This is a genomic window from Nitratidesulfovibrio sp. HK-II (genome assembly GCF_003402415.2).
In the GTDB taxonomy this organism is placed as follows: domain Bacteria; phylum Desulfobacterota; class Desulfovibrionia; order Desulfovibrionales; family Desulfovibrionaceae; genus Cupidesulfovibrio.
The window spans coordinates 2,437,206-2,449,725 of the sequence record NZ_AP036014.1; the positions used below are offsets into that span (position 1 = coordinate 2,437,206).

The window sequence follows — 12,520 nt, forward strand, 5'->3', positions numbered from 1 at the left end:
GCAGCGGTCATGCCGCCGCAATCCTTCTTCCGGGCCGTACATGTGGCCCTGCGGTATTGCCGGTCCTACGGACGCAGGTTGCCCGCCTTGAATTCGGCCAGTCGCTTGCCCAGCCGCGCTGCCCAGAACTCGCACGCATCCCTGGCATCCTGCATGGAGCCGCGCAGGGGGGCCTTGGTGCCGCTGCGCCGGTCCACGGACGCGGCTAGCTGGGTGCCAGTAGCCCCATCCAGCACTTCCATTTCCACCGATGCCTCGCCCGTGCCGATGTGCTCGCCGCTCACGGCGCGGGTGGCGCCGGACACCGCGATGCCGATGGGCACGATGGAGGTCAGGGTGCCGCTTACGGGATCGCCGGGCACAATGTCGGTAAGGGCGGTGCGCAGCACCAGCACGCGCGGGCCGGGTTCCGCCACCACGCGGTAGCTCTTGCCCGCCTCGCGCACCAGGGCGTCGCCGAAGAAGGTCAGCAGTTCGTCCAGCTCCTTGGCGTCCACACCCTTGAACGGCGCGTCGGGCTTGATCCACGCCTTCGGCCGGTCGATGACCACGGCGTCATAGTCCTTGGCGTTGATGCCGGACTTGATCCAGACCAGCCCGGCCTGGTCATCGCGCCCCTTGGACAGCTTGGAGTAGTCCTTGAGGAAGCCCGAGGGCTTCGCGTCCAGTTTGTGCGCCGCGCAGCCGGTGACCGCAAGCAGCAGAACAAGGGCGATACACGACATGATGCGGGACGGAACGGCCATGACTCCTCCTAGTGGGTGTTGTCGGGTTGCGCCTTGGGGCTCGGCGGGCTGCCGCGTTCGCTCAGGCGCTGGATGACGGTGAAGAAGACCGGCACGAACATGACGGCGAGGAAGGTGGAGGCCAGCATGCCCCCGAACACCGCCGTGCCCAGCGCCCGCTGGCTGGCGGATCCCGCGCCCGAGGCGGTGAGCAGCGGCACCACGCCCAGGATGAACGCGAACGAGGTCATCAGGATGGGCCGCAGCCGGGCGCGCGCGCCCTCCACGGCGGCCTCGGGGATGGACATGCCCTTGTGCATGCGCAATTCCCGCGCGAATTCCACGATGAGGATGGCGTTCTTGCTGGCCAGCGCGATAAGCAGCACGATGCCGATCTGGGTGTAGACGTTGTTGTCCATGCCGCGCGCGGACACGGCGATGCAGGTGCCCAAAAGCGCCAGCGGCACCACCAGGATGATGGCCGCCGGGGCCGACCAGCTTTCGTACTGGGCGGCCAGCACCAGGAACACCAGCAGCACCGCCAGGCCGAACACCGCGAAGGCCTCGTTGCCGGTGGCCTTTTCCTGATAGGCCATGGTGGTCCACTCGAAGCCCATGGTGGACGGCAGGGTGCGCTTGGCCATGCCTTCCATCAGACTCAACGCCTGCCCGGAACTGAAGCCAGGCGCGGCGGATCCTATCAATGAGGCGGCCGGGTACAGGTTGTAGCGGGTCACCACGTCGGGCCCCACCACGTCGCGCACGTTGGTCACGGCCCCCAGGGGCACCATGCGGCCGTCGGCGTTGCGCACCTCGAGCTGCCCTATGTCCCCGGCCTCCAGCCGATAACGGCTGTCGGCCTGCACGCGCACCTGGTACGCCTTGCCGAACTTGTTGAAGTCGTTGACGTAGGACGAACCCAGATAGGCCTGCATGGTGCTGAACACGTCGCTCAGCTGCACCCCGTGGTCCTTGACCTTGGTGCGGTCCACGTCCACGTACAGCTGCGGGGTGCGCGCGGTGTAGGTGGTGGCCACGCCGGAAAGGCCCGACTGGCCCCGGCCCGCCCCCATCATCTCGTAGGCCGCGTTTTCCAGCGCCTGCGCCCCCGTGGCGGCACGGTCCTGCACCATCATCTCGAAGCCGCCCGCGTTGCCCAGCCCCTGGATGGGCGGCGGGGTGACCACCATGACCATGCCTTCCTGGATGGCCCCGGCCTTGCGGCGCAGGTCGGCCACCAGCTTGTCCTGCGTCAGGTCGCCCCGTTCGGACCAGTCCTTGTACATGACGAAGACCGTGGCCGAGTTGGGGGTGTTGGCGTTGTTCAGGATGGACATGCCGCCGAAGGTGATCCAACTGGCCACGCCCGGTGTTTCGGCAAGGATGGCGTCGAGCTTGGCGGTCACCTCGCGGGTGCGCGACTGCGATGACGCGCCCGGCAGTTGCACCGCCACCAGCGCGTAGCCCTGGTCCTCGTCGGGCAGAAAGCCCGTGGGCAGCGAGGTGAAGAACCAGAAGGTGAGCGAGATCAGCCCCACGAAGACCAGCATGGTGGTCCAGGCGTGGTGCACCATGGTCTTCAGCAGCGCGACGAAGAAACGCTCCACCGCGTCGTACACCTTGTTGAAGCCCCGGTAGAAGGCGTTGCGCCCCGGCACGATGGGCTTCAGGAACAGGGCGCACTGGGCGGGGGTCATGGTGGCGGCCAGCAGCGCGCTGACCAGCGCCGTGGAGGCGATGACCAGCGCGAACTGGCGGTACAGCTGCCCGGTGATGCCCGACATGAACGACGCGGGCAGGAACACGCACGACAGCACCAGGGTGATGCCGATGATGGGGCCGAACAGTTGCACCATGGCCTTCACGGTGGCGTCGCGCGCCGAATCGCCGTGCTCCATGTGGTGCGCCGCCCCTTCCACCACGATGATGGCGTCGTCCACCACGATGCCGATGGCCAGGATGATGCCGAACAGGGTGACCAGGTTCACCGAGAAGCTCAGGGCCATCATGGCCATGAACCCGCCAAGGATGGTGATGGGCACCACGGTGGCGGGAACCAGCGTGGCCCGCCAGTCCTGCAGGAAGATCAGGATCACCGCCAGCACCAGCACGGCCGCCTCGAACAGGGTATGGTACACCTGCTCGATGGCCGCCTCGACGAAGCGGGTGGTGTCGTAGGGAATGTCCCAGGCCACGCCGGACGGAAATTCCTTGCCCAGGCGCTGCATGGTGGCGGTGACCTTTTGCGCCACGTCCAGCGCGTTGGCCCCCGGCAACTGGTAGATGATCACCAGCGAGGCGGGCTTGCCGCTCTTCTGGGCGTACAGGTCGTAGGTCTGCCCGCCCAGCTCCACGCGGGCCACGTCCCGCACCCGGACGGTGCGCCCGGTGGGGCCGCCCGTTGCCGTGCGGATGATGATGTCCTCGAATTCAGAAACATTGGAAAGCCGCCCCTGCGTCTGCACCGTGAACTGAAAGTTCTGGGTGTCCGGCGCGGGCTGCGCGCCGATCTGCCCGGCGGCCACCTGCACGTTCTGTTCGCTGATGGCGTTGACCACGTCCTTGGTGGCCAGGCCCAGGCTTTTCAGGCGCGGGGCGTCCAGCCACACGCGCATGGAATAGCTGGCCGCGCCGAACACCACGGCCTCGCCCACGCCGGGGATGCGGGCCAACTCGTCGCGCACGCGCAACGACGCGAAGTTGCTCAGAAACAGGTCGTCATAACTGCCATCGGGCGAGGTAAGCGTGACCACCTGAAGGATGGCGGTGGACTTCTTTTTCACCGTCACGCCCTGGCGCTTCACCTCGTCGGGCAGGCGGGCCATGGCCACGTTGACCCGGTTCTGGACCAGCACCGTGGCCATGTCGATGTCGGTGCCCAGGGCGAAGGTAATGGTGAGGGTGTAGGTGCCGTCGTTGGCGCTCTTGGATGACATGTACAACATGTCCTCGACGCCGTTGACCTCCTGCTCGATGGGCGCGCCCACCACGTCGGCCAGCACCAGCGAGTTGGAGCCGGGGTAGATGGCCTTCACCTCCACCGTGGGCGGGGTGATGTCCGGGTACTGCGAAATGGGCAGCATGATCAGCGACACGACGCCGATGAGGATCAGCACGATGCCGATGACGTTGGAAAGGATGGGGCGGTCGATGAAGAACTTGGCGAACATGGCGGCCTCGCTGGTGGTGGTGTGGCGCCTCTAGCTGGCGGGCCTGGCGGCGGGCTTGCCTTCTCCCTTGCCGTCTCCCTTGCCGCCTTGGCCCGCACCGGGGGCGGCCGCGTCGGCAGTCACCGGATCCACCGTGCTTCCGGGCCGGGCGCGCTGCATGCCGTTGACCACCACGCGGTCCTGGGCCGTTACCCCCTTTTCCACCACCCGGTAGCCTTCGTGCAGCGCTCCCAGCTTCACCGGACGCTGCTCGGCCACGTTCTGCGCATTGACCACGATGACGTACGAACCGGACTGGTCCTGTCCCAGGGCGCGTTCCGGCACCAGCAACGCCGCGTCGCGCTTGCCCATGGCAACCCGGATGCGCGCGTACAGGCCGGGCACCAGCCGCCCTCCGGCGTTGGGGAAGATGCCCCGCAGCAGCAGCGTGCCGGTGGAGGGGTCTACCGTGGGGTCGGCGTAGTCCAGCTTGCCCGCGTGCGGAAAGGCTTCCTCGTCGGCCAGGGCCAGTTCAAGCGCCAGTTCCGGCGGCGCTCCGGTCTTGCCGTTCTTGGCGTGTTGGGGCTTGTCGCCCATGAGCCGCAGCAGGTCGCGCTCGTTGATGTTGAAATACACGTGCACCTGGTCGCGCCGGACGATGGTGGCGAGCTTGGTCACCGCGCCGGGGCCCACCACGTTGCCGGGGTCCACCAGGCGGCGGGTCATCTGGCCGTCGAAGGGCGCGGTGATGCGCGTGTAGCCAAGGTCGATGCGGGCCGTCTCGATCTGGGCGCTGGCCCGGCTTATGCCCGCCTTGGAACTGTCGCGCTGCTGCTGCCAGCGCACCACGTCCGACTCGGACCCGGCCTTTTCCGCGAGCAGCTTGCGGCTGCGGGCCAGTTCGGTCTCGGCCCGGTCCAGGGAGGCGCGCTGCACTTCCAGTTCGGCCTCGGCCCGCTGCAGGGCGGCCTGGAACGGTTCCGGCTCAATGAGGAACAGCGGGTCGCCCTTGCGGACCAGGGTTCCGTCGCGGAACTGCGCGGTGCGCAGCACGCCGGTGACCCGGGCGGTGATGTCCACCGACTCCACCGGGGCGATGGTGCCGGTGAACTCCATGTAATCGATCACCGGACCGACCTTGGGGGGGGCCACCGTCACTTTCGGCGCGGGGGGCGGCACGAAGGCGTTGCGCGAATCGCACCCGGCAAGGGGGATGATGGCGAGGGCGGAAAGCAGGGCCAGCAACGCCGGGCGCAGAAGCTGAAAAACGAAGGGATGGCGCGTCATCGGAATCTCCATGCGAACGGGGTGTGTTCCGTGGGCTTCTAGAGGTCGGGCAGGCGCACGTCGCCACCGGCGGGCACGGCCCCGTGCTCTTCGGGCAGCGCGCCCCAGTCGGTGCGGGCGCGCATTGCGCGCAGCGTTTCGAGCGGAATGGGACCGCCCTCGGGCAGGGTGCGCCAGCCGCCGCCCAGCGCCTTGAACACGGCCACCAGGCTCTGGCTTATCTCGCCCCCGGCCTGGGCCAGGGCGTCCTGTCGGGTGGAAAGGTCGCGCGCGGCGGTGAGCACCGTGGTGAAGTCGGTGGAGCCCTCCTGGTACTGGACCATGGCCAGTTCCAGCGAGCGGGCGGCGTCGGCGGCGCTTTCGGCCAGCAGTGCCGCCCTGCCCTGCGCGTTGAGGTAGCGGTCGATGCCGTCCTCGGTTTCGCCCAGGGCGGAAAGCACCGTGTCGCGGTAGGCCACCAGCGCCTGCTGGAACCGGGCGTCCTGCGCCCGCACGTTGTTGACGATGCGCCCGTAGTTGAACAGCGGCAGGGTAAGGCCGGGGCCGCCGTAGGCCGTGAACCCGTGCGAGAAGGTGTCGCCCGTGCTGAACGCGCCCACGCTGCTGGCGGTGAACCCCACGAAGCCGCCCAGGGAGATGGCCGGGTAGAAGTCGGCCTTGGCCACGCCCAGGCGGGCGCATTGCCCGGCGGCGGCGTATTCGGCCTTGCGCACGTCGGGCCTGCGGCGCAGCAGGTCTGCGGGAATGCCCAGCGCCACGCCGGGCGGGGCCATGGGAATGGGGGCCTGGCCCAGTCGGGCGGAGATATCCTGCGGCGGCTTGCCCAACAGGACGCACAGCGCGTTGCGGGCCTGGCGCAGGGAATGGGCCAGGCTGGGGATGCTGGCCTCGGTATCGCGCAGCAGGGAAAGGGCCTGGCGCATGTCGCGTTCGCTGGTGGCCCCGTAGTTGAAGCGCGCCGTGGCGATGCGCAGGCTTTCGCGCTGGATGGCCACGTTGTTGTCGGCGATGGCCAGTTGCTGTTGCAGGGTGCGGTAGAGCACGTACGACTGCGCCACATCCGCCGTCAGGGCCACCATGGCGGCCTCGTAATCGGCGGCGGCGGCGCGCAGATCGGCGTCGGCCGCTTCCACGCCGCGCCGGTACTTGCCCCAGAAGTCCAGTTCCCACGCCGCGTCCAGCCCCACGCTGGTCTGCACGTAGTCGGGGTTGTTCCTGCCCGTGCCGGGCTGGGGGGCGGTGGGCGCGCGGTCGCTGGGGTGGGTCCAGGTCAGCCCGCCGGTGGCCTGCTGGCGTTGCGGGTAGAGGTTGCCCACGGCAACGCCCAGGCGGGCGCGGGCTTCCAGCACCCGCAGCGCGGCCACGTGCAGCGAAAGGTTGCCGCCGCGCGCCTCGGCCACCAGCCCGTCCAGAGTGGCGTCGCCAAAGGTGCGCCACCACTCCTCGCTTACCTCTCGGCCAGAGGCGGCGCCCAGAACCGCGCCATCCTGCCAGGTTGCGGGCATGGCGGCGTCCGGCGTGCTGAAGTCGGGCCCCACCTTGGCGCATGCGGCAAGCATGGACAGCAGGAGCAGAAACAGGAGCGGCAGACAGCGGGAAACACCGGTCACGGCGGGCTCTGGTGTCCCCTGAACGAGAGCGCGGGCGGGCAGCGTCATGGGCTCTCCTCTTTTCCGCAGGAGGATGGGACAAGGATGACTCTGCTTTTGTTATCCGCCCGCCGCCAACTTCGGGCAATTAGATTTTCGCAACATCCCGTCACGCAGCAAAAAAACTGCCGAGCGAAAGGCGAAACCGGGGGAAAAGCGCCCCTCTGCCCCGCGCTGCGGCACGCCCACACGCACATCATGCCCGGCAGGACACATATCGCGGCCACGCCGTGGCCTTTCACTGCCGTGACGCAGTATTGCGCGCGCGCATCCCGTCGCCCGCAAGAAATGATGCGGCGCAGGGAATTCCGGATGCACGAGGACACGGACGACGAACGAAGGGGGGATGCCGCGATGCGGCAAGAAGGATGGATGGCGTAGCACCGGCCCGGCCTGATGGAGCGCGGCGGCCGGACGGGGTGTGCTGGACGGAACCGGCGGGGCGCGGCCAGACCGCGCGGGGTCAGCCCCCCAGCCCCTGCCGGACAAGGTTGGCGCCCATGACCAGCAGCATGAGGAACAACGCGCCGTGCAGGTTGCCGTCGGGTAAACGCCTGGACAAGGCAATGCCCGCCCATCCGCCCAGGATGACCGACGGCAGCGACGCGGCGAACTGCAGCAGCGTTTCCGTGGACTGCACGCCCGCCAGGGTCTGCGCAGCCACGATGATGGTCCCGCTGACGATGAAGAACACCCCCAGCGCGGCCTTGGTTTCCTGCGGGGTGCCGCCCCGGAACGAAAGGTAGATGGCCAGCGACGGCCCGTTGATGCCATAGGCCGTGCCAAGGCTGGTGGAAAAGAACCCGGCCACGCCCCCCCACACGCAGTGGAGCGAGCGGCGGCCGGGCTTCGCGCACAGCAGCCCCCACAGGGCGTATGCCATGAGCAACACCCCAAGGCCCAGGCGCAGCCCGGCATCGGGTATGTGGCGCAGCATCAGCACCCCGGCCAGGGCCCCCGGCAGGCCGCCCGCAATCAGCGACCCCACGCCGATGCCTTCTCCGAGATGGCGGCGGTAGTTCCAGGCCATCTGCACGTTGAGGGCCAGCACGATGAGCCCGGAGCTGGGCACCGCCACGGCCATGTCATTGCCAAGGGCCACCACGGGCAGGGCCACCAGCGCCGCGCCGAACCCGACGATGTTGTTGATGAAGCCGCCAAGCCACCAGCCCAGCATGGCGATGAGAAGGCCTTCGTTCATAAGGTTCCGGAACCCCGCGGGGCCGGTAGCCGCCCGCGCCATGACGGACGGCCACCGATGGACAAGTTAGAAGGGAAGGACACCGCCAAGAATGCGCAGCGCATTGTCGTACATGATCTTGTGGCGCACTTCGTCCGACAGGGGCATCCGGGCGTACACGTCCAGGGCGTCGGCCTGCTCGATGAACGGATGCGCACTGGCAAAGACCACCTTGTCGGGGATGAACGAGGACATTGCCTGTACATAGGCATCGGCCATGGGCGCAAGCTCGTATTCAGAGCAATCCATGTACACATTGGCGTTGCGCAGGCAGGTGAAGATGGCCTCGTTCACGAACGGATATCCGCCGTGGCTCATGACGATGGTCAGGTCCGGAAAGTCGCGGGCCACGATGTCCACATGACGGGGGTCGGTGTAGTCCATCACCGCCCCGGGCACTTGCGGCGGAGGCGCAGTGGTGATGACCACGGGAATGCCCAGGTCGCAGCAAGCGGCGTAGACGGGGTAGTAGCGGGCCTCGTTGGGCCTGACATGCGCCAGATACGGATCGATGGAAGCGCCGCGCATGCCGAGTTCGGTCACGGCATGACGCAACTCGCGCACTGCTGCCATGCCCTTGTGCGGGTCCACGCCCCAAAACCCGATGAAACGTGTGGGATACGACCGGACGAACGACAGCACGCTGGGGTTGTTGGAAGGCGAGCCATAGGTGGTTTCACTGTCGCGTCCGGTAATCACGCACAGGTCCACGCCGCGCGCGTCCAGGCCCGCCACGATCTCGTCCAGCGGCTGGGGTTTGCGGCGTTCGAAGCCAATGGCCTCGCAGGCTGCCCTGAACATGGCGCTGGTGGCGATACCAGTAATTGTTTCAGGGGTGTTGGGGCGAAAACGAAAATCGATGATGGCCATGAGTCTCTCCTTGTGACGTGGAATGGCACCCCATGGCGAGCAAGAGCCATGCCGCCCGCAGCAGGATCGTGACAAAACGCCACATGCCAAGACTCGCTGTCCCCCCTCACCCGCCACATGTAATATCGTGCAAAATCAAAGTTTTAACTAGTCGCACTTCCTGAAAATGCGTTCGCCCTCATCCGGACGCACGCTACAGCATGGCCTTATTTCCGTTTTCAGGCGTCTGCACGGCCTTATGTGAAATAATACTCGTTCCCCATTCCGCAGTGCGAGCGTTGCAATCCTGTATCCGTGTTGCATGTTCGCAACATCGCGAACCTCACACACAAAACTCCGTTATCACTGTATTTATTTCATACATGTTGCAACAATGAACCTGACTGGACAGCCAAACACCCTTCCCGCGGCGAAGCGACGCAGCCATTTTTCGCTTGTACCGCGCGGAACAAGCGCATGCCACTCACTCCCCACACGTTGGCACGCCTGCTGCATTTATGGGGCATTCGCACGCAATCCGGAAGCACCGGAATCGGATCAACACACCACACGAACGGAGGATTCACATGCGCAACCGAGTAACGGCCTTTCTCGTCGTCCTGCTGGCCACGGTGACCCTGCTGGCCACCAGCGGCATCGCGCAAGCCAAGGCCATCACCCTGCGCCTTGCCCACCCCATGGCACCGGGCAACAACGTCACGCTCGGCTATGAAAAGTTCAAGGAAATCGTGGAGAAGAAGTCCGAGGGGAAGGTGAAGATCCAGCTCTTCGGCAACTGCATGCTGGGTAGCGACCGCGTGACCATGGAAGCGGTGCAGCGCGGCACCCTGGAAATGGCGTCCAGTTCTTCGCCGAACATGGCCAACTTCTCGCCCATGTTCATGGTCTTCGACCTGCCCTACATCACCAGCCCCAAGCACCAGAAGAACCTGTACGACGCGCTGGATAACGGCGACCTCGGCAAGTACCTGTCCGCCGAAAGCGAAAAGATCGGCCTCAAGCCCATCATGTTCAGCGAATACGGCTACCGCAACTTCGTCAGCCGCACCGCCCCGGTGACCAACGTGGCCAGCCTTGCCAACATGAAGGTGCGCACCACCGACTCCCCCGTGGAAGTGGCCGTGGCCAAGGCCCTGACCATGAACCCCGCGCCCATCGCCTGGGGCGAAGTGTACACCGCCCTGCAACAGGGCACCGTGGACGGCGAAGGCAACACCTTCTCGCTGCTCTACGACGCCAAGCACAATGAAGTGCTGAAGTTCGCCAACGATTCCGCGCACAACTACAGCATGCACATCCTTATGATCAACGCCAAGGTCTTTGCCGGCCTGCCCGCCGACGTGCAGCAGCTGCTGGTGGACGCCGGCAAGGAAACCCTGGTCTACCAGCGCGGCATCACCAACGACCTGGAAGAAAAGGCCAAGCAGAAGTTCATCGACGGCGGCATCAAGGTGCATACCCTCACCGCCGAGGAACGCGCCGAATACGTCAAGCTGACCCGCCCGGTGTGGGACCAGTTCGCCGACCGCATCCCCAAGCATCTGCTCGACCTCGTGACCGCCACCCAGAAGTAGGCCGACCGGCGGCGTGGGGAAGTCGCAGGCCTTCCCCACGCCGCCCCATGCAGACACGCCCAGTCTCCTTGCCCGCGCCGGACGCCGCGACGGGCATCATCCGGCCGCCGGGTGCGGCATGCCAAGCAACAAGAGGCAACGACAATGAACGAACTTTCCGCGGCCATCTCGGAGGCCCCCCCCGCGAGCCGGGCAGGCTTTCTGAAGAAACTGGATGAGAATTTCGAAAAGCCGTTCCTGTTCGCGGGAATGCTGGCGATCATCCTGATCATCTCGTTTCAGACCGCCTACCGCTACATCATCACCCACATGTATTCGGGCTCCGGCGCGGCGGTATGGACCGAGGAACTGTCCCGCTTCATCTTCATCTGGATTTCGTACCTGGCCATTCCGCTGGCCATCCGCGACCGCTCGAACATCCGCGTGGACATCGTGTACGACCGTCTGCCCCCCCGCCTGCAGAAGATGAGCTGGGTGGTGGTGGACGTCTGCTTCCTGGTGCTGACGGCGGTTGTTCTGTACATGGGCACCAACCACATCTCCATGATGCTGGAGTTCCCGCAGACCACTCCGGCCCTCCAGATTCCCTACGCCATCCCGTACCTGATCCTGCCCGTGGGGTTCGGCCTGATGGCCGTGCGTCTGTTGCAGGACCTGTTCACCCAGGCCCAGGAAATCGGGCTGAAGGACACCCTGCTCTCGCTCGCATTCTGCGGCGCCATGGCCGCGCCGGTGCTGCTGGACACCGATTTCAGCGCACTCGCCCTGTTGTTCGGCTACTTCCTGCTGTTCCTGGTGGTGGGCGTGCCCATCGCCATCAGCCTCGGCCTGTCGGCGCTGGCCACCATCATCGGCGCGGGCACCCTGCCCATCGACTACGTGGCGCAGGTGGCATTCACCTCCATCGACAGCTTTCCCATCATGGCCATCCCGTTCTTCATCGCGGCAGGCGTGTTCATGGGCGCGGGCGGACTTTCGCGCCGCCTGCTGGCCCTGGCCGATGAAATGGTCGGCGCGCTGCCCGGCGGCATGGCCCTGGCCACCATCGCCACCTGCATGTTCTTCGCGGCCATCAGCGGTTCCGGCCCGGCCACGGTGGCTGCCATTGGTTCGCTGACCATCCCGGCCATGGTGGAGCGCGGCTACGACAAGCTGTTCTCCGCCGCCGTGGTGGCCTGCGCCGGGGCCATCGGGGTCATGATCCCCCCCAGCAACCCCTTCGTGGTCTACGGCATCTCCGCACAGGTCTCCATCGGCAAGCTGTTCCTGGGCGGCATCGTGCCCGGTCTGCTCACCGGCTTCGCGCTCATGGCGTACGCCTACTTCTACTCCAAGAAGCGCGGCTGGCACGGCGAGGCGCGCACCCGCAACCTGTCCACCTTCGCCCGCGCGGCCTGGGAGGCCAAGTGGGCCTTGATGGTGCCGGTCATCATCCTTGGCGGCATCTACGGCGGCCTCATGACCCCCACCGAGGCGGCCGCCGTGGCGGCGCTCTACGGGTTGATCGTTGGCCTGTTCGTGTACCGCGAGATCAAGCCCGCGAACCTGACGCAGTGCTTCATGGAGTCGTGCAGCACATCGGCCATCGTCATCATCCTGATGTCCATGGCCACCATCTTCGGCAACATCATGACCATCGAGCAGGTGCCCACCCGCATTGCCGAGGCCATGCTGGGCCTGACCGAAAACAAGTTCCTCATCCTGCTGCTGATCAACCTGCTGCTGCTGTGGGTGGGCACCTTCATGGAGGCCCTTGCGGCCATCGTGATCCTTACGCCCATCCTGCTGCCCATCGTGGTCAAGGTGGGGGTTGATCCGCTGCACTTCGGCATCGTGATGGTGGTCAACCTAGCCCTCGGCTTCGTCACGCCGCCGGTGGGGGTGAACCTCTTCGTGGCCAGCGGCATCGCCCGGTGCAAGCTGGAACCGCTGGCGCGCGTGGCCTTCCCGCTGCTGCTGGTGATGATCGGCATCCTGCTTCTGATCACCTACGTTCCCGACCTGCCCCTGGTCCTGACCAGGTAGC

The 12,520-nt window shown here is 66.2% G+C and carries 8 protein-coding genes; 2 read left to right on the forward strand and 6 right to left on the reverse strand.

Annotation, left to right across the window (positions count from 1 at the left end; genetic code table 11):
- Positions 1 to 65: 65 nt before the first annotated feature.
- The 6 genes from RVX_RS10170 to RVX_RS10195 all read right to left on the reverse strand — a co-directional run bounded on the left by RVX_RS10170 (position 66) and on the right by RVX_RS10195 (position 8,920).
- Positions 66 to 725, reverse strand: a complete 660-nt coding sequence (locus RVX_RS10170; RefSeq protein ID WP_420192305.1) for a DUF3313 domain-containing protein — start codon at positions 723 to 725, stop codon at positions 66 to 68.
- Positions 726 to 754: 29 nt separating this feature from the next.
- Positions 755 to 3,895 carry an efflux RND transporter permease subunit gene (locus tag RVX_RS10175; RefSeq protein ID WP_116305761.1) on the reverse strand — a complete coding sequence of 1,047 codons (3,141 nt, stop codon included), beginning with the start codon at positions 3,893 to 3,895 and terminating at the stop codon, positions 755 to 757.
- Positions 3,896 to 3,925: 30 nt separating this feature from the next.
- Positions 3,926 to 5,161 (reverse strand): efflux RND transporter periplasmic adaptor subunit, encoded by a 1,236-nt coding sequence (locus RVX_RS10180; protein WP_116305762.1) that lies wholly within the window; start codon positions 5,159 to 5,161, stop codon positions 3,926 to 3,928.
- Positions 5,162 to 5,199: 38 nt separating this feature from the next.
- Entirely contained in the window at positions 5,200 to 6,819 is a 1,620-nt protein-coding gene (locus RVX_RS10185) for an efflux transporter outer membrane subunit (protein ID WP_116305763.1), read from the reverse strand.
- 454 nt (positions 6,820 to 7,273) lie between these two features.
- A complete protein-coding gene (locus RVX_RS10190) occupies positions 7,274 to 8,011 on the reverse strand; it encodes a sulfite exporter TauE/SafE family protein (RefSeq protein WP_116305764.1) in 738 nt (245 codons plus the stop codon).
- Positions 8,012 to 8,077: 66 nt separating this feature from the next.
- Positions 8,078 to 8,920 (reverse strand): amidohydrolase family protein, encoded by an 843-nt coding sequence (locus tag RVX_RS10195; protein WP_116305765.1) that lies wholly within the window; start codon positions 8,918 to 8,920, stop codon positions 8,078 to 8,080.
- 566 nt (positions 8,921 to 9,486) lie between these two features.
- Here RVX_RS10195 and RVX_RS10200 point away from each other — a divergent pair.
- A complete protein-coding gene (locus RVX_RS10200) occupies positions 9,487 to 10,494 on the forward strand; it encodes a TRAP transporter substrate-binding protein (protein ID WP_116305766.1) in 1,008 nt (335 codons plus the stop codon).
- A gap of 144 nt (positions 10,495 to 10,638) precedes the next feature.
- On the forward strand, positions 10,639 to 12,519 hold the full coding sequence (locus RVX_RS10205) for a TRAP transporter large permease subunit (protein ID WP_230404540.1): 1,881 nt from the start codon (positions 10,639 to 10,641) through the stop codon (positions 12,517 to 12,519).
- The last annotated feature ends 1 nt before the right edge of the window (position 12,520 follow it).